General features: G+C 70.4%; 20 protein-coding genes. 12 read left to right on the forward strand and 8 right to left on the reverse strand.

Going from position 1 to position 22,807, the window contains the following annotated elements; translation table 11 throughout:
* Positions 1-282 precede the first annotated feature (282 nt).
* From IF46_RS0120040 to IF46_RS0120060, 5 genes are all read left to right on the forward strand, one after another.
* Positions 283-1,944 carry an ABC transporter substrate-binding protein gene (locus tag IF46_RS0120040; RefSeq protein ID WP_030489882.1) on the forward strand — a complete coding sequence of 554 codons (1,662 nt, stop codon included), beginning with the start codon at positions 283-285 and terminating at the stop codon, positions 1,942-1,944.
* 85 nt (positions 1,945-2,029) lie between these two features.
* Positions 2,030-3,034 (forward strand): ABC transporter permease, encoded by a 1,005-nt coding sequence (locus IF46_RS0120045; RefSeq protein ID WP_030489883.1) that lies wholly within the window; start codon positions 2,030-2,032, stop codon positions 3,032-3,034.
* Complete coding sequence (locus IF46_RS0120050; RefSeq protein WP_030489884.1) at positions 3,031-3,993, forward strand: ABC transporter permease; 963 nt, start codon at positions 3,031-3,033, stop codon at positions 3,991-3,993. The genes IF46_RS0120045 and IF46_RS0120050 overlap by 4 nt, the downstream gene beginning before the upstream one ends.
* Positions 3,994-4,001: 8 nt before the next feature.
* The gene (locus IF46_RS0120055) at positions 4,002-5,015 is read left to right on the forward strand and encodes an ABC transporter ATP-binding protein (RefSeq protein WP_030489885.1); all 1,014 of its coding nucleotides are present in this window, start codon (positions 4,002-4,004) and stop codon (positions 5,013-5,015) included.
* A gap of 76 nt (positions 5,016-5,091) precedes the next feature.
* A complete protein-coding gene (locus IF46_RS0120060) occupies positions 5,092-6,195 on the forward strand; it encodes an ABC transporter ATP-binding protein (RefSeq protein ID WP_030489886.1) in 1,104 nt (367 codons plus the stop codon).
* Positions 6,196-6,219: 24 nt separating this feature from the next.
* On the opposite strand, the gene IF46_RS0120065 is transcribed toward IF46_RS0120060, so the two are convergent.
* Positions 6,220-6,591, reverse strand: a complete 372-nt coding sequence (locus IF46_RS0120065) for a hypothetical protein (protein ID WP_030489887.1) — start codon at positions 6,589-6,591, stop codon at positions 6,220-6,222.
* An 11-nt stretch (positions 6,592-6,602) separates the two neighbouring features.
* Positions 6,603-7,247: an HNH endonuclease family protein gene (locus IF46_RS0120070; RefSeq protein ID WP_030489888.1), complete on the reverse strand. Its 645-nt coding sequence runs from the start codon at positions 7,245-7,247 to the stop codon at positions 6,603-6,605.
* Positions 7,248-7,354: 107 nt separating this feature from the next.
* Between IF46_RS0120070 and IF46_RS0120075 the strand changes: the two genes are divergently transcribed.
* Complete coding sequence (locus tag IF46_RS0120075) at positions 7,355-8,848, forward strand: MFS transporter (protein WP_030489889.1); 1,494 nt, start codon at positions 7,355-7,357, stop codon at positions 8,846-8,848.
* Positions 8,849-8,877: 29 nt separating this feature from the next.
* On the opposite strand, the gene leuA is transcribed toward IF46_RS0120075, so the two are convergent.
* From leuA to IF46_RS0120090, 3 genes are all read right to left on the reverse strand, one after another.
* Complete coding sequence (gene leuA, locus IF46_RS0120080) at positions 8,878-10,629, reverse strand: 2-isopropylmalate synthase (RefSeq protein WP_030489890.1); 1,752 nt, start codon at positions 10,627-10,629, stop codon at positions 8,878-8,880.
* A gap of 297 nt (positions 10,630-10,926) precedes the next feature.
* On the reverse strand, positions 10,927-11,466 hold the full coding sequence (locus IF46_RS0120085) for a nitroreductase family protein (protein ID WP_030489891.1): 540 nt from the start codon (positions 11,464-11,466) through the stop codon (positions 10,927-10,929).
* Positions 11,467-11,550: 84 nt separating this feature from the next.
* Positions 11,551-12,339: a hypothetical protein gene (locus IF46_RS0120090; protein WP_157563221.1), complete on the reverse strand. Its 789-nt coding sequence runs from the start codon at positions 12,337-12,339 to the stop codon at positions 11,551-11,553.
* A 258-nt stretch (positions 12,340-12,597) separates the two neighbouring features.
* Here IF46_RS0120090 and IF46_RS0120095 point away from each other — a divergent pair, with 258 nt between their 5' ends.
* Entirely contained in the window at positions 12,598-13,863 is a 1,266-nt protein-coding gene (locus tag IF46_RS0120095; RefSeq protein WP_030489892.1) for an aspartate kinase, read from the forward strand.
* Between the two features lie 5 nt (positions 13,864-13,868).
* Positions 13,869-14,930 carry an aspartate-semialdehyde dehydrogenase gene (locus IF46_RS0120100; RefSeq protein WP_030489893.1) on the forward strand — a complete coding sequence of 354 codons (1,062 nt, stop codon included), beginning with the start codon at positions 13,869-13,871 and terminating at the stop codon, positions 14,928-14,930.
* Between the two features lie 9 nt (positions 14,931-14,939).
* Here the strand turns inward: IF46_RS0120100 and IF46_RS0120105 are convergent, their stop codons facing one another.
* Positions 14,940-16,349, reverse strand: coding sequence for a sensor domain-containing diguanylate cyclase (locus IF46_RS0120105; RefSeq protein ID WP_030489894.1), 1,410 nt, complete (start codon positions 16,347-16,349; stop codon positions 14,940-14,942).
* A 200-nt stretch (positions 16,350-16,549) separates the two neighbouring features.
* On the opposite strand from IF46_RS0120105, the gene IF46_RS0120110 reads away from it, so the two are divergent.
* Both IF46_RS0120110 and IF46_RS0120115 read left to right on the forward strand, forming a co-directional pair.
* Positions 16,550-17,329, forward strand: coding sequence for a phosphodiesterase (locus IF46_RS0120110; RefSeq protein ID WP_030489895.1), 780 nt, complete (start codon positions 16,550-16,552; stop codon positions 17,327-17,329).
* Between the two features lie 10 nt (positions 17,330-17,339).
* Positions 17,340-17,990 carry a histone deacetylase gene (locus IF46_RS0120115; RefSeq protein WP_084597969.1) on the forward strand — a complete coding sequence of 217 codons (651 nt, stop codon included), beginning with the start codon at positions 17,340-17,342 and terminating at the stop codon, positions 17,988-17,990.
* Here the strand turns inward: IF46_RS0120115 and IF46_RS0120120 are convergent.
* On the reverse strand, positions 17,983-18,780 hold the full coding sequence (locus IF46_RS0120120) for an alpha/beta fold hydrolase (protein WP_084597970.1): 798 nt from the start codon (positions 18,778-18,780) through the stop codon (positions 17,983-17,985). The two genes, IF46_RS0120115 and IF46_RS0120120, sit on opposite strands and share 8 nt — an antisense overlap.
* Before the next feature lie 279 nt (positions 18,781-19,059).
* On the opposite strand from IF46_RS0120120, the gene IF46_RS0120125 reads away from it, so the two are divergent.
* Positions 19,060-20,766: a bifunctional metallophosphatase/5'-nucleotidase gene (locus tag IF46_RS0120125; protein WP_030489898.1), complete on the forward strand. Its 1,707-nt coding sequence runs from the start codon at positions 19,060-19,062 to the stop codon at positions 20,764-20,766.
* A 112-nt stretch (positions 20,767-20,878) separates the two neighbouring features.
* On the opposite strand, the gene IF46_RS0120130 is transcribed toward IF46_RS0120125, so the two are convergent.
* Positions 20,879-22,156: an MFS transporter gene (locus IF46_RS0120130; protein WP_030489899.1), complete on the reverse strand. Its 1,278-nt coding sequence runs from the start codon at positions 22,154-22,156 to the stop codon at positions 20,879-20,881.
* Positions 22,157-22,307: 151 nt separating this feature from the next.
* Between IF46_RS0120130 and IF46_RS0120135 the strand changes: the two genes are divergently transcribed.
* Positions 22,308-22,781: a hypothetical protein gene (locus IF46_RS0120135; protein ID WP_030489900.1), complete on the forward strand. Its 474-nt coding sequence runs from the start codon at positions 22,308-22,310 to the stop codon at positions 22,779-22,781.
* The last annotated feature ends 26 nt before the right edge of the window (positions 22,782-22,807 follow it).

Below are 22,807 nucleotides of genomic sequence, written 5' to 3' on the forward strand. Positions count from 1 at the left end.
GTATGGGTGCCGGCCACTGCTGCGTCACTGCCCGGAAATGATCTGACACCTGCGCCCTCATCGGGGCTGTTCGACGTAACAGTTTGGCATCGCGGGTGCGGAATGCTCGGTTTTTGCCGCTGTTTACCTACGAATCGAATGTCAAGCGGCGATTGAGGCACGATCCGATACCAACCGTCCACTCAACGGTTTCCGGGTGGACGCATCGGGAGCTATGGTCACCGCCATCGGTGACCCCTGTCACCACGTTGTCCGTACCCCCAAGGACGAGGTGAAGCACACATGCGTGCACCCAGGCCGAAGGTCGCGATCGCGGCCGTCGCGGTCGCGGCCCTCGCGGTAGCAGGCTGCGCCGAGAGCAACCGCGACGACAAATCCGGTGGTAGCAAGAAGGACACCCTCGTCTTCGGCGTAGCCGGAGACCCGAAGGTGCTCGATCCGAGCTTCGCCAGCGACGGTGAGTCGCTGCGTGTGGCGCGTCAGGTCTTCGAGACCCTGGTTCGGCCGGAGGAGGGTGGCACGAAGGTCACCCCCGGCCTGGCCGAGTCCTGGACCCCGGACGCCGCCGGCACCACGTGGACCTTCAAGCTCCGCTCGGGCGTGAAGTTCCACGACGGCACCGACTTCAACGCCGAGGCCGTCTGCGTCAACTTCAACCGCTGGTACAACTCCAAGGGCCTCATGCAGAGCCCGGACGTGACCGCGTACTGGCAGGACGTCATGGGCGGCTTCGCGAAGAACGAGAACCCGGAGCTGCCGCCGAGCCTCTTCAAGTCGTGCGCCGCCAAGGACGCGACCACTGTGGACCTGTCCTTCACGCGGGTCTCCAGCAAGATTCCGGCCGCGCTGATGCTCCCCTCGTTCTCCATCCACAGCCCGAAGGCGCTGCAGGAGTTCGACGCCAGCAACGTCGCGGGCACCGCCGAGGACATCAAGTACCCGGCGTACGCGACGGCGCACCCGACCGGCACCGGCCCGTTCAAGTTCAAGGCCTGGGACGTCGCGAACAAGACGCTGACCCTGGAGCGCAACGAGGACTACTCGGGTGCCAAGGCCAAGCTGAAGACCCTTATCTTCAAGACGATCTCGGACGAGAACGCCCGCAAGCAGGCGCTGCGCTCCGGTGACATCCAGGGCTACGACCTGGTCGGCCCCGCCGACGTCGACCCGCTGAAGAGCGAGGGCTTCAACGTCCTCACCCGCCCGGCGTTCAACGTGCTCTACCTGGCGATCAACCAGAAGGGCAACCCGAAGCTCGCCGACATCCGTGTCCGGCAGGCCATCGCGTACGCCCTCAACCGTCAGCAGCTGGTCACCTCCAAGCTGCCGCCGGGCGCCAAGGTCGCCGACAACTTCATGCCGGACACCGTCGAGGGTTGGAACGGTGACGTCACGAAGTACGCCTACGACCCGGCCAAGGCGAAGGCGCTGCTGGCCGAGGCTGGCGCGTCGAACCTGACGCTGAAGTTCCACTACCCGACCGAGGTCACCCGGCCGTACATGCCGAACCCGAAGGACATCTTCGAGTTGCTCTCGGCGGACCTGAAGGCCGTTGGCATCACCATCGAGGCGATCCCGCTGAAGTGGAGCCCGGACTACCTCAACGCCACCACGTCGGGCAACAAGCACGACATCCACTTCCTGGGCTGGACCGGCGACTACGGCGACGCCTACAACTTCATCGGTACCTTCTTCGACCGGCCGAAGCCCGAGTGGGGCTTCAGCAACCAGGCCCTGTTCGACCAGTTCAAGGACGCGGACACCACCGCGGACATCGCGGCCCGGACCGAGAAGTACAAGGCCCTGAACAAGTCCGTGATGGACTTCCTGCCGGGTGTGCCGATCTCGCACTCGCCGCCGGCGATCGTGTTCGGCAAGGACGTGACCGGCGTCAAGGCCAGCCCGCTCACCGACGAGCGGTACGCCACCGCCGAGTTCAAGTAAGTCCTGATCTGACGCAGCAAGGAACGCGGGCGGGCGCTGTCGCACAGCGCCCGCCCGCAACCCTCCGCACCCCTTCGAGGCCGCCGTGTTCCGGTTTATCGTCAGGCGCCTGCTTCAGCTGATACCTACGCTGTTCGGGCTCTCCCTCCTGCTCTTCATCTGGCTCCGCCGGCTCCCCGGCGGTCCCGAGACCGCCATCCTCGGCGAGCGCGGCACACCCGAGATGCGGGCCGTGATCCGCCGCAACATGGGGCTCGACGAGCCCATCCTGGTGCAGTACGGCCGTTTCGTGCGCCGGCTGATCCGGCTCGACCTGGGCACCTCGACCTCCACCAAGCGGGCGGTCACCACGGAGTTCATCGAGCGCTTCCCCGGCACCGTCGAGCTGACCATCACCGCGATGGTGATCGCGATCGGCGTCGGCATCCCGCTGGGCTACCTGGCCGCCCGCCGTCGCGGCCGTTTCCTGGACCACGCGTCCGTGGGCGGCTCGCTGATCGGCATCTGCATCCCGGTCTTCTTCCTGGGCTACCTGCTCAAAGCGATCTTCTCGGAGAACCTGCACTGGTTCCCGTCCAGCGGCCGGCAGGATCCGACACTCGGGGCGACCCGGGTCACCAACTTCTTCGTCCTGGACGGGTTGATGACCCGTGAGTGGGACGCCGCAGCCGACGCCCTCTGGCATCTGGTGTTGCCCAGCATCGCGCTGGCCAGCATCCCACTGGCGATCATCGTCCGGATCACCCGGGCGAGCGTGCTGGAGGTGCTGAACGAGGACTTCGTCCGGACCGCCGAGGCGAAGGGCCTGACCGAGCAGACGGTTCGTCGCCGGCACGTCCTGCGTAACGCCATGCTGCCGGTGGCCACCTCGATCGGTCTGCTCGCGGGCGGGCTGCTCTCCGGCGCGGTGCTGACCGAGACCGTCTTCGCCTTCAGCGGCATCGGAGCGTTCGTCGCCGAGGCCATCGGCCAGCGCGACTATCCGGTGCTGATGGGCTTCATTCTGATCATCGCGGTGGTGTACGTGCTGGTGAACCTCCTGGTCGATCTCTCCTACAGCTTCATCGACCCGAGGGTGAGGGTGCGATGACGCTCAGCCCAGGCAAGAAGCGCGAAAAGATCGACCGGCTCTCCGAGTTGGCCGCCCGTGACGACGAGCGGGGCGTGAGCCTCTGGCAGGAGGCGTTCCGCCCGCTGCGCGGTAACCCGGCCGCTATCGTCGGCGCGATCATCCTGGCGATCTTCGTGCTGGTCGCGGTGGTCGGGCCGTTCCTCGTGCCGTACGCGCCGACGGACACGATCGGCATCCGGGAGGGGTTGATCAAGCCGGGTGTCATCCCCGGTCCGACCGGCGAGCACTGGTTCGGGTACGACCACCAGGGCCGTGACGAGTTCAGCCGGATGATCGTGGGTGCCCGCCAGACCCTGCTGGTCGGCGTGGTCTCCACCCTGATCGGTCTGGCGGTCGGCGCGCTTATCGGTGGCATTTCCGGTGCCGCGGCCGGTCTCGGTGGCCGCTGGGGGCGGTGGATCGACACCACCCTGATGCGCTTCATCGACATGCTGCTGGCGATGCCGAGCCTGCTGCTGGCGGTGAGCATCGCGGCCCTGCTCGGGGCCAGCCTGACCACTGTGATGATCGCGGTCGGCGTGGTCTCGGTGCCGGTGTTCGCCCGGCTGCTGCGCGGCTCGATGATCTCCCAGGCCAACAGCGACTACGTGCTGGCGGCGACCTCGCTCGGCGTCAAGAAGTCGAAGATCGCGCTGACCCACGTGGTGCCGAACTCGCTCGCCCCGGTGATCGTGCAGGCCACGCTGACCCTGGCCACCGCGATCATCGAGGCTGCGGCGCTCTCCTTCCTCGGCCTCGGTAACCCGGACACGGCCGTGCCGGAGTGGGGGGTCATGCTCGCCGACGCGCAGCAGTACCTCGGCATCCGGCCGTCGCTGGCGATCTACCCAGCGGTCGCGATCATCATCACCGCGCTCGGCTTCACCCTGCTCGGTGAGGCGATGCGTGAGGCCCTCGACCCGAAGCTGCGGAAGTAGGCCCCTAAATGGCACTGCTCGAAGTTGAAGATCTCTCCGTCACGTTCGCCCGCCGCGGTCAGCGGGCCGTGCACGCGGTCGACGGGGTGTCCTTCTCGGTCGACGCCGGCGAGGTCGTCGGCCTGGTCGGCGAGTCCGGTTGCGGCAAGAGCGTCACCTCGCTCGCGATCATGGGTCTGTTGCCGAAGCAGCCCGGCCTGCGGGTCGGCGGTAAGGCCGTCTTCGACGGCACCGACCTGCTTCAGCTCGACGACCGGTCGCGGCGGGACATCCGTGGCCGAGACATCGCGATGATCTTCCAGGACCCGCTCTCCTCGCTGAACCCGGTGATCCCGATCGGGTTGCAGGTGACCGAGGTGCTCACCCGGCACCGCGGCATGAAGGGCGAGACCGCGGCGAAGGAGGCGGCGGCGCTGCTGGACCGGGTCGGCATCCCCGACCCGAAGCGGCGGCTGAAGGAATACCCGCACCAGCTCTCCGGTGGTATGCGCCAGCGTGCGCTCATCGCGATGGCGGTGGCCTGCCAGCCTCGGCTGCTGATCGCCGACGAGCCGACCACCGCGCTGGACGTCACCATCCAGGCCCAGATCCTGGAGCTGCTCAAGGAGCTGGTCCGGGACTCCGGCACCGCCCTGTTGATGATCACGCACGATCTGGGTGTGGTGGCCGGCATGTGCGACACCGTGAACGTGCTCTACGGCGGCCGGGTGGTGGAGACGGCCCGCCGTCGTCCGCTGTTCCGTCAGCCGCGGCACCCGTACACCGTGGGTCTGCTCGGGTCGGTGCCGCGTCTGGACGCTGGGCGGGGCGAGAAGCTCAACCCGATTCCCGGTTCGGTCCGTGACCTGCTGCCCTGGCCGGAAGGGTGCGCCTTCGCCCCGCGTTGCGCCCGGCGGACCGACGAGTGTGTGGGTGAGCCGCCGGAGCTGGTGCACGCGCACGACGGACGTAGCTACCGGTGCGTCAACCCGGAGCCGGTGCCCGGCCTGGTGCCCGCCCCGCGCGAGGAGGAATCAGCGTGAGCGAGCGTAGCGAGCGAACCATCAGGCACAGCAGCGTGGCGTCTCGCGCCGGCGCGGAGCGAAGCGGAGTGCTGGCGTGAGCGAGAACGACATCCTCGTCGAGGTGCGCGACCTGAAGGTGCACTTCCCGATCAAGCGGGGGGTGCTCTTCGACCGGGTGGTCGGCCAGGTGAAGGCCGTCGACGGGGTCGACCTGAGCATCGCGCGCGGCAAGACGTACGGCCTGGTCGGCGAGTCCGGCTGCGGCAAGTCCACGTTGGGTCGGGCGCTGCTCCAGCTCACCCCGCCGACCGCCGGTGAGGTCAGCTTCGACGGTGTCGAGCTGACCACGCTGCCGTCGGGCAAGCTGCGCAGCATGCGTCGCCGGATGCAGATGATCTTCCAGGATCCGATGTCCAGCCTCGACCCCCGGCAGAACGTGGAGTCGATCCTGACCGAGGGCCTGCAGACCCACGGGATCGGCACCGACCGCACCGACCGGCGGCGGATCATCGGCGAGACCCTGGACGCGGTTGGGCTGCCGCGCTGGGCGCTGTCCCGCTACCCGCACGAGTTCTCCGGCGGGCAGCGCCAGCGCATCGGTATCGCCCGCGCGCTGGTGCTCGGGCCGGAGCTGATCGTCGCCGACGAGCCGGTCTCGGCTCTCGACGTCTCGATCCAGGCTCAGGTGGTCAACCTGCTTGACGAACTCCAGGACAACCTGGGGCTGACCTACCTGGTGATCGCGCACGACCTCGCGGTGGTGCGGCACATCTCCGACACGGTCGGCGTCATGTACCTGGGGGCGCTTGTCGAGGAGGCGCCGAGCGACCGGCTCTACACCGAGCCGCTGCACCCGTACACGCGGGCGCTGATGTCCGCGGTGCCGGTGCCGGACCCGGACGTGGAGGATCGCCGGGAGCGGATCCTGCTCGCCGGTGACCTGCCGTCGCCGGCCAACCCGCCATCCGGCTGCCGCTTCCACACCCGCTGCCCGTGGGCCCAGCCCACCCGCTGCGCGGACGAGCGACCGGTGCTGCGGGAGATCGGCTCCAGCAGGGTGGCCTGCCACTTTGCCGAGCAGATCGCCAGCGGCGAACTGCGCCCGCACCAGGTCAGCGCCCAGATCGTCCGACCCGAGGACGAGGGGGACGCACCGGGTGTGGTCTCCGCACCCACCGAGCCCGGCTCGTACGTCTGAGACTGGACGCGGTGCCGGCGGCCGTCAGCCCTCAGGGCGGTTGAGCAGCCCCACCGCGACGCCGTGCACCGCGTCCAGCCCGGCCGGATCGGCCAACGTGACCGACGCTCCGGTCACCGCGTACCACTCGTCCGCGTCCTTGTACTGCACCCGCAGGGTGACCTTGCCGTCCGCGTACTCGGTGCGCAACGTCAGGTCGCCGGTGACGACGCCGACCTCGTCGGTCATCACGCCGCCGGGGCCGGGCACGATGTCGGTGGTGCGGCTCTGCGGGCCGGCGGCGCCGCCCGAATCCGCCACCATGCCGGCACCCGGCACGGCGGCAGGGGTCTCAGCGGTGCCGTCCGCGGTCATGCCGGCGGCGGACGGGCCGTTTTCCCCAGCGGCGGTCACGATTCACTCCCCACTCAACAGCCCTCCAACATGTCGGTCAGGGCGGCCTTCTCGGCGCTGGTCACGGTCAGCTTCCAGTAGTGCTTGACCGTCACCCAGTCTTGAGCATATTTACACCAGTACGATCGGTTTGCCGGCTTCCACTGGGACGGGTCCTGGTCACCCTTCGACCGGTTCGAGGAGGCGGAAACCGCGAAGAGCTGCGGACGGGTGGTGTCGTTGGCGAAATCACTGCGCTTCGCGTTGTCCCACTCGTCGGCACCCGAGCGCCACGCGTTGGCCAACGGCACCATGTGGTCGATGTCCACCTCGGAGGGATCGGCGGCGCTGCGGCCGTCGTACACGCTCTCCCAGCGCCCACCGACCACGTTGCAGCCGGAGAGTTTCACGTCCTTGCCGTCGCGCTGCAGGATGGTGTCCCGGACATCGCAGTTCTTGCCGGTGTCCCGCCAGTGCGGGAAACGCTCCCGGCTGTAGCCCTTCATCGAGCCGGCGGTGGCGACGGTGAGCTGGCCTAGCTGCTCTGCGGCATTGCCGCCGTCGCTCGACGATGGCGGCGGTGTGGTCGGCTCCTCCTGCGGGACGCAACCGGCCACGCCGAGCGCCAGCGCCGCGGTGAGCGCGGCCACCGCCGCTCGCGGTCCTGATCTGGTACGCACAGACGACACCTCTCCAGCTTGGGGGCTCCCGGCGATTGCGCACAGTACCCGGGGACGGTTTCGGCGTTTCGTGGCGTCTCCCACATGATGCAAGGCAGATTGGTGGGATGACCGCACCCGTACCGGCGACTGCCCTCCGGATGGGCAGCACCGCCGGCCGGGGCACGCTGCTCGCCGCCGTACTCGCCTCTGGCATGGTGTTCCTCGACAGCACTGTCGTCAACGTGGCGCTGCCGAAGCTCGGGCAGGACCTCGGCGCGAACGTCGCCGATCTGCAGTGGACCATCAACGGCTATCTGCTGATGCTGGCGGCGTTCGTGCTGCTCGGCGGTGCGCTCGGGGACCGCTTCGGCCGACGGCGCATCTTCCTCATCGGCGTGGTCTGGTTCACCGCCGCCTCCGTGCTGTGCGGGCTGGCTCAGGGCACGAGTTGGCTGATCGGGGCCCGGTTCCTCCAGGGCGCCGGTGGCGCGTTGCTCACGCCCGGGTCGCTCTCGGTGCTCCAGGCGAGTTTCCACCCGGACGACAGGGGCCGCGCGATCGGTGCCTGGGCCGGGCTGTCCGGGGTCTCCACCGCGCTGGGCCCGTTCATCGGGGGCTGGCTGATCGACGCGCTCTCCTGGCGCTGGATCTTCTTTCTCAACCTGCCGCTCGCGGTGCTGGTGGTGCTGGCCGCGCTGCGCTGGGTGCCGGAGAGCCGGGACGAGAGTGCCTCCCGGACCCAGGGACGGGGTCGGAGCCGACGGCGGTTCGACGTCGCGGGAGCCCTGCTCGGAGCGCTCGCCCTCGCCGGTGTCACCTACGCCCTGATCGACGCTCCGGCGCGCGGGTTCGACTCCCCCGAGGTGCTGATCGCGGCCCTGGTCGGGGTGCTCGCCGCGGTGGCCTTCGTGTTGCTGGAGCGGCGGCGTGGCGACACCGCGATGCTCCCCACTGGGCTGTTCGGCAGCCGACTCTTCTCGGTGCTGAACATCTTCACCGTGGTCGTCTACGCGGCGCTCGGCGGCTTCACCTTCTTCTTCGCCGTCTACCTGCAGAACGTGGTCGAGTGGTCGGCCCTGCGCACCGGCATCGCATTGCTGCCGATGACCCTGCTGCTGTTGGTCGGCTCGGCGCGGGCCGGCGCGCTGTCGGCCCGGATCGGCCCACGGCTGCCGCTCACCATCGGGCCGGTGGTCGCCGCGGTCGGTCTGCTGCTGCTACGCGGCGTCGGGCCAGGCGCGTCGTACTGGACGGACGTGCTGCCCGGGGTGCTGCTCTTCGGCATCGGGCTGACCCTGGTGGTGGCGCCGCTGACCGCGTCGGTGCTGGCCGCCGTGCAGGATCGGTTCTCCGGGGTGGCCAGCGGCTTCAACAACGCCGCGTCCCGTGCCGGCGGGCTGCTCGCGGTGGCGGCGCTGCCGCTGCTGGTCGGCCTGTCCGGTGGAGGGTACGAGCAGAAGGCCGAGCTGACCGACGCCTTCCGGGGCGCCATGCTCTGGTGTGCGGGACTGTTGCTGGCCGGCGCGGTGCTGGCCCTCGTGCTGGTCCACCGGCCACCCCGGGACGCTCCGCCGTCGCAGCCCTGCCACTCGTTGCCCGCCGCCACGCCCCCGAGGTAGGCAACCACTCGGGGACGCGGCGCGTGCGGTCAGCGGCGTGCGCGGTTGACGGCGCTGGTGACCGCCTTGATCGACGCGGTGACGATGTTGGCGTCGGTGCCGACACCCCAGACCGTCTTCCCGTCCACCTCGCACTCCACGTACGCGGCGGCCTGCGCGTCACCACCGGAGGAGAGCGCGTGCTCGTGGTAGTCCAGCACCCGTACGCCCACCCCGACCGACTGGAGCGCGTTGACGTACGCGTCGATCGGGCCGTTGCCGACCGAGGCGAGCGAGCGCTGCTCGCCACCCACGCCGACCTGGGCCTCGATCTCGACCTTGCCGTCCGTGGTGCCGATCGTGTAGCCGGCCAACCGGACCGCCGGGTCGGGCTGGTGGTCGAGCAGGTAGTGCGTCGCGAAGATCTCCCACATGGCGGCCGGGTCGACCTCGCCGCCGTCGTGATCGGTGACCTGCTGCACCACTCCGGAGAACTCGATCTGGAGCCGGCGCGGCAGGTCCAGTTGGTGCTCGCTCTTCATGATGTACGCGACGCCGCCCTTGCCGGACTGCGAGTTGACCCGGATGACCGCCTCGTAGGTGCGGCCCAGGTCCTTCGGGTCGATCGGCAGGTACGGCACCGCCCAGGTGTGCTCGTCCATCGGGACGCCGGCCGCCTTCGCGTCGGCGGCGAGGGCGTCGAAGCCCTTCTTGATGGCGTCCTGGTGGGAGCCGGAGAAGGCGGTGTAGACCAGGTCACCCGCGTACGGGTGGCGCTCGTGCACCGGCAGCTGGTTGCAGTACTCGACGGCCCGCCGGACCTCGTCGATGTTCGAGAAGTCGATCATCGGGTCGATGCCCTGGGAGAAGATGTTGAGCCCCAGGGTCACCAGGTCGACGTTGCCGGTGCGCTCACCGTTGCCGAACAGGCAGCCCTCGATGCGGTCCGCACCGGCCAGCAGACCCAGCTCGGCGGCGGCCACGCCGGTGCCCCGGTCGTTGTGCGGGTGCAGGCTCAGCACCACGCTGTCGCGGCGCGGCAGGTGTCGGTGCATCCACTCGATCGAGTCGGCGTACACGTTCGGGGTGGCCATCTCGACGGTGGCCGGCAGGTTGATGATCAGCGGCCGGTCCGGGGTCGGGTCGATCACGTCGATCACCCGCGAGCAGACCTCCAGCGCGTACTCCAGCTCGGTGCCCGTGTACGACTCCGGCGAGTACTCGTAGAAGATCTCGGTGTCCGGGGTGTGGATCTCCGCGTACTTCTGGCAGAGCCGCGCACCCGTGGTGGCGATGTCGGCGATGCCGTCGCGGTCCAGGCCGAAGACCACCCGCCGCTGGAGCGTCGAGGTCGAGTTGTAGAAGTGCACGATGGCCCGCTTCGCGCCGCGCAGCGACTCGAACGTCCGGTCGATCAGGTGCTCCCGGCACTGCGTGAGCACCTGGATGGTGACGTCGTCCGGGATCATGTCGTCTTCGATGAGCTGCCGGACGAAGTCGAAGTCGGTCTGGCTGGCCGACGGGAAGCCGACCTCGATCTCCTTGTAGCCCATCTGGACCAGCAGCTGGAACATCCGGCGCTTGCGTTCCGGCGACATCGGGTCGATCAGTGCCTGGTTGCCGTCGCGGAGATCGACCGCGCACCAGCGGGGGGCGGCGTCGACGGTGCGGGTGGGCCAGGTGCGGTCCGGCAGGTCGACCCGGAACTGCTCCTGGTACGGCTGGTAGCGGTGGTACGGCATCCGGCTCGGGCGTTGCCGGGCGATGGGATCGGTCTCAGCGTCGGTGACAGGTTGAGCCATGGCGAAGTGCTCCCTGGAACATGTGGCGTCAGCAGATCGGAAGGTGTCGGCGAGGCGCCGGGCAGCGGTGCGCGGCGGTGCCGAGAGGAAACTCGGATGTGCTGGACGGCGCGATGCAACTCCGCGACGAGGTGCCGGCCGGTTAGGCCTCGTCGCGGCGGCTAAGGAGAAGAAGCGCCTGCCACATGACCAGGTAACCCTACGTGATGGATCTCTGAGTGGGAAGGTCCGTCCGGACTATGGGACCGACGTCATGGTCCGGTTCCGGGGTTGCTGCACCCGTGGCGTGCGGTGTGTTCAGCCGAGCAGGAGGTCGGCCAGCGGCCGGCGACGGCGTAGGCCGGTCTCCTCGGCGACGAGGTCCGCCGGGAGGCTGAGCGGGTCGCCGAGTTGCCCGACGACGAGCACCGCGTACGGCCGCACGTCGGCGGGTAGGTGCAGGTCGGCGGCGAGTCCGGCGCGATCCACGGTCAGCACCTGCCGCACGTGCAGCCCGAGCGCGGTGGCCTGCACGGTGAGATGGGCAACCGCCTGGCCCAGGTCGTACGCGATCCCGTCGGCTGGTGCGGCCTCCGGTTCGACGTGCCCGGCGAGCAGCAGCGCGGCGGCCCGGTGTGCCCAGCGTTGGTCGCGCTCGGGCAGGTTGACCAGGATCCGCTTCCACGTCTCGTCGTCGCGGTAACCGAGGGTGAACCGCCAGGGCTGGCGGTTACCCAGGGAGGGCGCCCAGCGGGCCGCCTCCAGCAGGGAGGACGCGTCGGCCGCGCTCAGTTCCTCGGTGGGGTGGAACGCCAGCGGACTCCAGCGGTAGGCGAGCAGCGGGGTGAGGTCGGCCATATGACGGATCGTCCTGTATGGGCGATTCGCCGCTCAGGTCGGGTGTGCCAAATGTGGTCAAAGGCACCCGTAACCGGACGAAGATCAGGACGTTCCCGCGCTCGGGCTCTCCGACGAGTCCGGGGTCGGTGGCGCCGCCGTGTCGAGCGGCTCCCGGTCGACCACCACCGGGCCGGCCAGCTGCACGGTGGCCGGGGCCGGACCGGGTGGGGCGGCCAGCCGTAGCGTCCCGGCCCCGGTCCGGACACCGGTCGGCGTGCCGTCCTGGTCGTAGCAGTAGATGCCCACGTCCAGCGGGGCGTTGAGCGACGCCGAGGTGGAGTCCACCGAGTAGCAGGTGCCGGTGAGCCCCTCAGGCGCGCTGGCCGGGGCGACCGCCAAGGGCGCGCGCCGGTCGGTGAGCACGTCCAGCCAGTCGGTGAGCGGGTGCTGGACCCGAGGGTCCGAACGACGTGGGATCGCGTCGTCGCGATCACCCAGGCGCACGCAGCTCGCCGACTCGGTATGACCGGCCGACGGCAGGGCGCACTGGAACAGCCCGTCAGCCGTGTTGGCCATCGAGACATCGACGGTGCCACCCAACGCGCCCCCCGGCACGTCGGCCCGCCAGCTGCCGTCGTTCGCGCTGGTGAACACGATTGTGCGATCGGGTTCGCCCTCCTGGCGGTACACGTACTGGGCCACCAGGTGACGGTCCTGAGCAGCCGCGGCCAGCGCGGCCAGCTCATCCCGTGCGGCGTCCACCTCGACCGGCCCCGGATCGGCGGGCGGTGGAGGTGGAGGCTGCTCACTGGTGCAGGCGGCCAGGAGCGCCGGCAGGGCGAGGACGAGCGGCCCGAGCACGCGGCCGGCCGAGCGGTTGAGGACGGGCACCGGCCCATTCTGGTGGGTGCGGGCGGCCGGTGGGGGCCGACGCGTACCGGGCTCGTCTCGGCGTGTCGGGCGGGTCGTCCTCGCGTACCGCCCGACCTGGTGGGACCGGCCTGGCCGGCCCCGCGCGGGCCGGATGGTGGGATCACCTGACCCGGCGTCGTTACCTGCCGGATACCCTCGAGGGGTCTGACACGCGCCGCCGGCCCCGGTTCCGGCGGCGTCGGCACGCTCAGGGTCGCTGGGAGGGAGTGCACCGTCGTGGCACTCGTGGTGCAGAAGTACGGCGGGTCCTCCGTCGCCAACGCCGAGCGGATCAAGCGGGTGGCCGAGCGCATCGTCGCCGCCCGCAAGGCCGGCGACGACGTGGTGGTGGTGGTCTCCGCGATGGGGGACACCACCGATGAGCTGCTCGACCTGGCCAACCAGGTCAGCCCGCTGCCGCCCGGCCGCGAGCTGGACATGCTGCTCACCGCCGGGGAGCGGATCTCCATGGCCCTGCTGGCCATGGCCATCCACAACCTGGGGTACGAAGCCCGCTCGTTCACCGGTTCGCAGGCCGGCGTGATCACCACCTCGGTGCACGGCCGTGCCCGGATCATCGACGTCACCCCCGGGCGGCTCAAAGGCGCGCTCGACGAGGGGTCGGTAGTCATCGTGGCCGGCTTCCAGGGTGTCTCGCAGGACACCAAGGACGTCACCACGCTGGGCCGGGGTGGCTCGGACACCACCGCCGTGGCGCTCGCCGCAGCCCTGCACGCCGACGTCTGCGAGATCTACACCGACGTGGACGGCATCTTCACCGCCGACCCGCGGATCGTGCCCAACGCCCGGCACATCCAGCACATCACCTACGAGGAGATGCTGGAGCTGGCCGCGTGCGGCGCGAAGGTGCTGCACCTGCGTAGCGTGGAGTACGCCCGACGGGCGGGGTTGCCGATCCACGTCCGTTCGTCATACTCGACCAACACCGGCACGATGGTCACCGGATCGATGGAGGACCTTTCCGTGGAGCAGGCACTGATCACCGGAGTCGCGCACGACCGCAGCGAAGCCAAGATCACGATCGTCGGGGTGCCCGACGAGCCGGGTGCCGCCGCGCGGATCTTCGACACCGTCGCCGGTGCCGAGATCAACATCGACATGATCGTGCAGAACGTCTCCACCGAGGGCACCGGTCGGACGGACATCTCGTTCACCCTGCCCAAGGCTGACGGCCCCACCGCGATGGCGGCGCTCAGCAAGATCCAGGAGCCGGTCAAGTTCAAGGGCCTGCTCTACGACGACCACGTCGGCAAGGTCTCGCTGATCGGCGCCGGCATGCGCTCGCATCCCGGTGTCGCGGCCGGCTTCTTCGCCGCGCTCGGCGCGGCCGGGGTCAACATCGAGATGATCTCCACCTCCGAGATCCGGGTCTCCGTGGTCTGCCGGGACACCGACCTCGACGCCGCCGTCCGCGCCATCCACGACGCGTTCGAGCTGGGCGGCGACACCGAAGCCGTGGTCTACGCGGGGACGGGTAGGTAGCGCCGATGACGGCGCTGCCCACCCTCGCCGTGGTCGGAGCGACAGGTGCCGTCGGCACCGTGATGTGCGAGCTGCTCACCGGGCGACGCAACGTCTGGGGTGAGATCCGGCTGCTCGCCTCCGAGCGCTCCGTCGGGCGGCGGGTGCGCTGCCGGGGCGAGGAGATTGTCGTCCAGGCGCTGACCCCCGAGGCGTTCGACGGGGTCGACGTGGCCATGTTCGACGTGCCCGACGAGGTCTCCGCCGAGTGGGCGCCGATCGCCGTCTCCCGAGGGGCGATCGCGGTCGACAACTCTGGCGCCTTCCGGATGGACCGCGACGTTCCGCTGGTCGTTCCGGAGATCAACCCCGAGCAGGTGCGTAACCGGCCCCGGGGCATCATCGCCAACGCCAACTGCACCACCCTCGCGATGATCGTCGCCGTCGCGCCGCTGCACCGCGAGTACGGCCTACGGGAGCTGGTGCTCGCCTCCTACCAGGCGGTCTCCGGGGCTGGCCAGTCCGGCGTCGACATCCTGCACGACCAGCTCAGCAAGGTCGCCGGCGATCGGGCGCTCGGCTCGCGCACCGGCGACGTACGCCAGGCGGTCGGTGACGACCTGGGCCCGTTCCCGGCGCCGATGGCGCTCAACGTGGTGCCCTGGGCCGGCTCCCCGGCAGACAGCGGCTGGTCCTCGGAAGAGATGAAGATCCGCAACGAGTCGCGGAAGATCCTCGGCCTCCCCGACCTCAAGGTCTCCGCCACCTGCGTCCGGGTGCCGGTGGTCACCGCCCACTCGGTGGCCGTGCACGCGGTCTTCGCCAGCGAGGTCGACGCCGAGGGCGCCCGTGAGGCGCTGCGCAACGCGCCCGGGGTGATCCTGGTCGACGACCCCGCGGCCGGGGAGTTCCCGATGCCGATCGACGCCGTCGGCACCGACCCGTCCTGGGTCGGCCGGATCCGCCGTGCCCTAGATGACCCCCGTGCTCTGGACTTCTTCGTCACCGGCGACAACCTCCGCAAGGGCGCAGCCCTCAACACCGCCCAGATCGCCGAACTCCTGGCCAAAGAACTCCGTAACCCCTGACCGCTTCCGTTAGGCGGCGGATAGCAGGACGCCGTCTCGGCCTTGGCGTTTTACTGCGTAGAGGGCTTGATCGGCTCTTTTCAGGGTGCGGTCGGGGGTTTCGCCGGGGCGGGGGAGTGCCACGCCCACGCTGATCGTGCGGCCGATGCGTCGGGCCGCCTCGGTCAGCCGTTCCGCGATCCGGACCGCCTCCTCCGGACGGCTCACCTCGATCACCGCGACGAACTCGTCGCCGCCGATCCGGTACAACTCGTCGCCGTGCCGCAGCGCTGCCTCCAGGGCCCGCGCCAACCCGACCAGCACCCGGTCGCCGGCCTGGTGGCCGTACGTGTCGTTGACGGTCTTGAAGCCGTCCACGTCGATCGCCAGCAGGGCCGTACGGCCGGGGGTGGCCGTCGCGATCCGCCGCCCGAACGGGCCGGTGTGCCGCAACCCGGTCAGCGGGTCGGAGCTGGCCTGCTCCCGCAGCCGGGCCAGGGTGCGCAGTCGTTCCACGCTCGTCCAGGCCTGCCCGGCGAGCAACTCCATCAGGCTGACCGTGGTCGGGTCCGGACGCAGTGCGCGTTCGTCGGCGACCAGCAACACGCCGCCGGCGTCCGTCGGCCCGACCGGTACGGCGACAAGCGTGCGTACCCCCGCCCGCGTCAGCGGACGGTAGTCCTCGGTCGGGGGATGCCCGGACTCGCCCAGCGTGTACCCGGCGCCGTACCGGTGTGCCCGGTCGACCATCCGGTTCAGGGCGGCCGGACCCGCCGTGGTCAGCTCGGCGCGGATTCGGGTCTCCAGGTCGTTCGCCACCGACGGGGACGGGCCGAGCTGGCCGCCGATCAGCAGGATCGCTGTGGAGAGGGTGGAGACCTCCCGGGCAGCGCGGGCCGCCACCCCCATCACCTCCCCCTCGCTCGGGGCACAGGAGAGTGCGGCGGCGTGCCGGAGCAGCTTCTCGCTGCGGCTCTCCGCCGGTGGGCCGCCGAGGGCGGCGATCCGTGAGCCGAGCTGGTCGGCCAGCCGCTGCGCGGTCTCCCGCCACGGCTCCAGGTCGGTCGGCTCACTCCACTGCAGGTCGAGTACGCCGATCGTCGTGCCTGCCGGGTCCAGCACCGGTACGCACAGCTCGGTGGTCACGTCCGGGCGTACCGGTAGGTAGTCCGGGTCGACGGTGACATCCGGGACGACGGCGGGGGCGCCGGTGGCGTACACCCGACCGACGATGCCGGTCCGCGCTGGCACGGTGGCGAAGACCTGCCAGGCCCCGGTCGCCGCGACACAGCGCAGGCGGTCGTGGACCGCGAGCAGCACGGAGATGGTCGCCGGGGTGTGGCGGGACAGCGCGGTGACCGTCCACCGACACGCCTCTGGCGTGCTCGACGCCATCGGCAGGCGGACGGTGACGTCACGGATGACTCGCTGATGATCCACTCGCACGTCGTTCCAGGTAGGGGAGGAGCCCGGCCGGCGCCGAGCCGCGCGATCAAGCGTACTCACGGCGGCGGGGACCGGCGCGGCTTCGTACACACGTGCTATCCACAGGCTGTGGACGCAGCCTGTGGGCGGCGTGCCCCACGGGATGCCGTGCCCGGCGATAGCGTGGAGCATCCCGGCGCCGAGGAGGCGAGCCCATGCTCATCGCCCAGCTCAGTGACCCCCACCTGACCACCGGCCTGCTCGCCGCCGAACCGGCCGCCGGGCTGCACCGTGCGCTCGGCCGGGTGCTCGCGTTGCGGCCCCGACCGGACTGCGTGGTGATCACCGGCGACCTGGCCGACCACGGGCAGCCCGACGAGTACGCGGCGCTGCGCGAGGTGATCGGCCGGTTCCCGCTGCCGGTGCACCTGGCCACCGGCAACCATGACGACCGGGAGTCGCTGCTCGACGCGTTCGGGGGCACGCCGTGGCTCGGGGGCGGCTTCTCGGCCTACTACCACGTCGACCACGAGGCGGCGTCGGTCGTGGTGCTCGACTCGCTCGTCCCCGGCAGCGACAGCGGGCAACTCGGCGAGGAGCAGCTCGGCTGGCTCGACGGGGTGCTGGCCGGGCGGCCCGAGGTGCCGGCGGTGATCTTCCTGCACCACCCGCCGGTCGCGGTCGGCATCCCGGTGGCGGACACCGTCCGGCTCGCCGACGGTGCCGCGCTCGCCGAGGTCATCGGCCGGCACCGGCACGTCGTCCGGGTCGCCGCCGGGCACCTGCACCGCCCGGTCACCACGGCGTACGCGGGCACGGTGCTCACCGTGGCCCCCAGCACCTGGAAGCAGAGCACGCTCACCATGAGCGCCGACGAGCAGATCGGTTGGGTCAACGAGCCCACTGCCTTCCTGCTGCACTCGGTCGAGGCCGGCGGCTGCGTGACCCACACCGTGCAGGTGAGTCACTCCGCTGGGCAGACCTGCGGCTTCTGAAGGCGTCGCCGTGCTGGTCTGGTACGTCGCGTACGGCTCGAACCTGCACGCCGCCCGGCTGGCCTGGTATATCGGTGGCGGCTGCCCACCCGGCGGAAAGCGGACGTACCCAGGCTGCCGCGACCGGCGCCCACCGAGCCGGTCCGAGCCGGTGTCGCTGCCCGGCGGCATCTACTTCGCCGGCGAGTCCGGTGCCTGGACCGGCGGCATGGCCTTCTACGACCCGGATCTGCCGGGTGAGACGGCTGCCCGCGCCTACCTGGTGACCCTGGAGCAGTTCACCGACATCGCGGCCCAGGAGATGTACCGCCCGACGGCTGACACCGCCGACCTGATCCCGGCGACCGGCGCGGCCATCGACGCCGCAGTCGCCGACGGGCGAGCGACGCTCGGCCCGGGACGATACGAGACGCTTGTCTGCCCCGGCAGCCGTGACGGCGTTCCGCTGCTCACCTTCACCGCACCCGAGGGGGCGTCAGCCGCACGATGCCGGCCACCCGCGCCGATCTACCTCGCCATGATCGCCCGAGGGCTACGCGAGTCGCACGGCTGGCCGGCGGAGCGGATCGCCAACTATCTGGCGGTCCGGCCCGGCGTGGCCGATAGTTGGCCTCCGGACGCGGTTGCCGCCCTGGTCACCGAGGCGCTAGCCGTCAGTTGAGCAGGAACTCGCGAAGCGCCGGGGCCAACGTCGTCGGCGGCACGTCGTGGTAATCACCGTCGAGGCTGATGGACCGGCCACCCGGGACCGCCTCGGCAGCGGCCCGGCTCGCGTCCCGCAGCCACTGTGGACTGCCCGTGCTGTCCACCGCGAGGGTCGGCGCGGTGATGGCCGCCAGCCGGTCGGCAGGGAACCGCCCGCCGGCGGTGACGATCGAGTCGTACGGCAGGGTGTGCGCGATCGCGGTCAGTGAGCCCCACATCGGTTGCGCCTTCATCCCGGCGACCGCCTCGGCCGGCAGCCCCACCGAGTCACTGAGGAACGTCTCCACCGCGCCGCCCCGGTCGTCGGCGGCGATCAGCTCGATGAGTTGCGCGGTGATGTCTTTACGGACGCCAACGTGCGGGCCGACCTGAAACGGTGGCTCGAAGAGGACCAGCCCGGTCACCGGGAGGCCCTGCGCGGTGGCGAGGGCGGCCAGGACCGCACCCGAGGAGATCCCGTAGACAGCGGAGGAACCACCTGCCGCCGCGATCAGGGCGGCCAGGTCGTCGATCTCGCGGCCAATCTCGTACGGTGCGGTGTCGCCGCTTTGGCCCCGACCTCGACGGTCATAGCCGAAGACGGTGAAATCCGGTGCCAACGCCGCCCCCAGTGCGCGGGTCGTGTTGCGATCGCTGAACGCGCCACCGACCAGGATGATCGTCGGCCCGGCACCGGACCGTTCGAACGCGATGGGCGTGCCATCCGCCGATCGCACCTGCTCCACCGTCGGTGTCGTTCCGCTCACGATGCCGCCCCCTTTCCATGATTGCTGTCCTGTCCTTTCTAGACCCTGGGTCCGACACTGTCCGGCAATGCGCGGTAAACGGTGATCGATTTCGGACTGGGCGTATGCGCAGCTCTGCTGCGCTGCCGGAGTCGCCGGGTCGGCGTCCGGATGAGAGGCTGTCGGGGCAGGCGGCCATCCACGACCGCCGCTAACCGTGACCCTTCCGACGGCGTCGGTCGGGGGCCCGGTCGACCCACCGGCCGGGCACCGTACGCGCCGATTCTCACGAGGAGATCCATGTTCATACCCGGGATGCGTCGGGCCGCTGTCGGCCTGACCGCGCTCGCGGTGGCCGCCCTCGGCGCGGTCGCCACCAGCCCTGAGCAAGCCGACGCACGGCCGAAGCCGGTCGACGTCACCCTGCTGGCCCTCAACGACTTCCACGGCAACCTCGAACCACCGAGCGGGTCCAGCGGCACCATCGCCGGGCAGACCGCCGGCGGCGTCGAGTACCTGGCCACCCACCTGGCCGAGCTGCGCGCCGCCGCCAAGAAGAAGAACACCATCACGGTCGCCGCCGGTGACCTGATCGGCGCGTCCCCGCTGCTCTCCGCGGCGTTCCACGACGAGCCGACCATCGAGGCGCTGAGCATGGCCGGGCTGGACTACGCCAGCGTCGGCAACCACGAGTTCGACGAAGGTGCAGCCGAGCTGCTGCGCATCCAGAACGGCGGCTGCCACCCGGTGGACGGCTGCGCCGACGGCACCCCCTATCGGGGCGCCGGCTTCAAGTACCTGTCCGCGAACGCCTTCAAGACCGCGACCGGCAAGCCGCTGCTGGCGCCGTACGCGATCCACAAGGTGCAGGGCGTCAAGGTCGGCTTCATCGGGATGACCCTGGAGGGCACCCCGCAGATCGTCAGCCAGCAGGGCATCGCCGGCCTCAGCTTCGCCGACGAGGCGGACACCGCCAACCGGTACGCCCGTGAGCTGCGCCGCAAGGGCGTACAGGCGATCGTCGTCCTGCTGCACGAGGGTGGCACCCAGGCGGCGACCGGTGGGATCAACGACTGCGTCGGCATGACCGGGCCCATCGTCGACATCACCAACCGGATGGACCCGTCGATCGACGTGGTGGTCAGCGGGCACACCCACCAGGCGTACAACTGCGACATCAACGGCAAGCTGGTCACCAGCGCCAGCTCGTTCGGTCGCCTCGTCACCGACATCGACCTCAAGATCGATCGCCGCAGCGGGGACGTGATCTCCGCCGCCGCGAACAACGTCGTGGTCACCCGGGACGTCGCCAAGGACCCGAGGCAGACCGCGCTGATCAACCGGTACAAGACGGTGCTCGGCCCGGTCGCCGGACGCCAGGTCGGCGTGACCAGCCAGGTGATCACCCGGAGCCAGGAAACCCTCTTCGGTACGAGTCTGGGTGAATCGCCACTGGGCAACCTGATCGCCGACGCGCAGCTCGCCGCCACCGACAACGAGCAGGGCGCAGTCGCCGCCTTCATGAACCCCGGCGGGGTTCGAGCCGACCTCGACGCCGGCCCGGTCACCTACGAAGAGGCGTTCACGGTGCAGCCGTTCGCCAACAACCTGGTGACACTGGACCTGACCGGCGCGCAGCTCTACTGCGTCCTGGAACAGCAGTTCGTCACCAACCGGACGCTGTACCCGTCGGCCACGGTGGGCTACGTGGTCGACCCCAACGGCACCACCGGCACGGTCGCCGACCCGTGCGCCGGCACCCGCGTGGTCCGAGGCAGCCTCACCCTCGGCGGCACCACCGTCGACACCGCCGCCACCTACCGGGTGACGGTGAACAACTTCCTGGCCGGCGGCGGTGACGGCTTCAGCGCCCTCACCGGTGGAACGAACCTGGTCACCGGCCAGATCGACCTGGACGCCTTCGTGGACTACCTGACCGCCCAGTCGCCGGTCTCCGCACCGACGCTGGACCGAATCCGCACCACCGTCGAGGTCCCCGCCGCCTGACGGTCGACCCCCGCGACGCCGGGCCCCGGAGCATCAGCTCCGGGGCCCGACCCGTCCCAGGCACTACCGCCCGGCGCGGGGTGCGGGGTGCGGGGTGAGTCGGGGGGCGGGGTCAGGCGGAGGCGGGGGCGGGGATCGCCGGGGAGGTCGTCGGACGGCCGTCCTGCTCTGCGTTGAGCAACCGGCGCAGGGAGAGCGCGACCAGCGAGGCGACCAGGCAGCCGCCGACCACGGTCGCCACCCAGACCTTGCCGTCAGCGGCGCCGATGAGCGGGCCGGCGGTGACCGGGCCGATCACACCGCTGATCCCGAAGATCATCGAACTCATCGCGTTGTACCGGCCGCGTAGCTCGTCGGTGGCCAGCGCGTTGGTCAGCGCGGGCATCACCGGCGACAGCAACGTCTCGCCGAAGCCGAAGATCGCCGAGCAGGCCACCACGCACAGCGCGGCCAGGACGGCACCCTGGGTGCTGACCAGGTTGGCGGCGCCGAGGACCAGCCATGCGGTGGCGAACACCGCCCCGACGAGGGCCAGCGCGGCGGTGCGGCTGCGGCCCTCGATCCGGCGGATGACCAGGAGTTGAGCCAGCACGATCATCACGGTATTCGCCGCCAGCGCCCAGGCCACCACCCGTGGGCTCACCTCGGCGACCCGTACGGCGTACGCGGCGAAACCCACCTCGACCTGTGCGTAGCCGCAGGTGGTGAGGATCAACCCGAAGATCACCAGCCGCCGGAACGGGCGGTCCCGGAGCACGGTCAGGTAGCCGCCGGCCGATGGCTCGTCGACGCCCCGACGGTTGCCGAGTCGGTGACCCACGCCGGGCAGGGTGAGCAGGATCAGGGCCGGCATCAGGTAGGTGACCGCGTCCAGCAGGTAGATCGCCTGGAAGGTGCCGGGCCGGGCGGTGTCGATGATCGCGCCGGAGGTCATGCCACCGATCCCGATGCCGAGGTTGAGCAGCGCGAAGTTCAGCCCGAAGACGCGTTGCCGCTCATCGTCGTCGGTCAGCGAGGCGAGGATGGTGTTCTGCCCGGACCAGATCGCCGAGCTGCCAACCGCGATCACCGTCATCACCGCGAACGCGGAGGCGCTCGAATCAACCAGGGCCAGCGAGCCGGTGCCCACCGCCTCGATCAGCAGGCACGGCAGCACCACCCGGCGGGCCCCGAATCGGTCGATCAGAGTCCCGCCCAGCGGCGACAGGGCCAGGGTGACCACGCCGTACCAGCCGATCACCAGCCCGGCCCGGGTGTCGGTGAGACCGCGTACGTCGGTCAGGTAGATGAAGAGGAACGGCAGGGTGAGGCCGCGCCCGATCGCCGACAGCACGGTGCCGACGAGGAGCCGGCGAGCTTCCGAACGGCGGGGGAGGGCGCGACGCAACATGACCGACATTCTGTTCGCCAGCTGCGACATCGCGCGAACGGTATTGACCGAGCCACGCCTTCGCCGGGGTGCTCGGGTGACCAATCCCACGAGGATGGACGCGGCGCGTTCGTTCGCCGTTGGTGTCCGCCGGGTCTGCGATGCTCTCCCGATGACCGGCACCTGGCGACATCTGCCCGCTACCGCCCGCGCCATCGCGGTGACCGCTACCGCAGCTGTCGCCGCCGCCCAGACGCGCGACGGTGAGGTGTACGACGAGGCGGTCGATGGGCTCGCCGCGGACGAGCGATCTGGCCTGGTGCTCGGCGCAGTGGTGCGGCTGCTGCTGGAGGCGACCCATCCGGACGGGCTGGACGGCGACGACGTGCGGCAGGTGCTGGAGCGGTGCGTCCGGGCGGCGGCCCCCTGGCGACCGGACGTCGACCCGCACGTCGTGCTGGTCCTGCTGGCCGGGGCGCTCGGCGTGTACGACCCCGGCGAGGACGACTCGCCACCCGACCCGGCAGCGCTCGCCCGGCACGCCCCACTGCTCGTGGCCGACCTGCTGGCGGTGACGGGCCGACCGCTCGACGGCTACCTGAGCGCGGCGTTCACCGAGATCGAGCGCACCGAGCGGCACGACTGACACGTTGCGGCCGAACGGGCGAGGGT

The sequence above is a fragment of the Micromonospora chokoriensis genome, from assembly GCF_000718555.1.
Taxonomy (GTDB): domain Bacteria; phylum Actinomycetota; class Actinomycetes; order Mycobacteriales; family Micromonosporaceae; genus Micromonospora; species Micromonospora chokoriensis_B.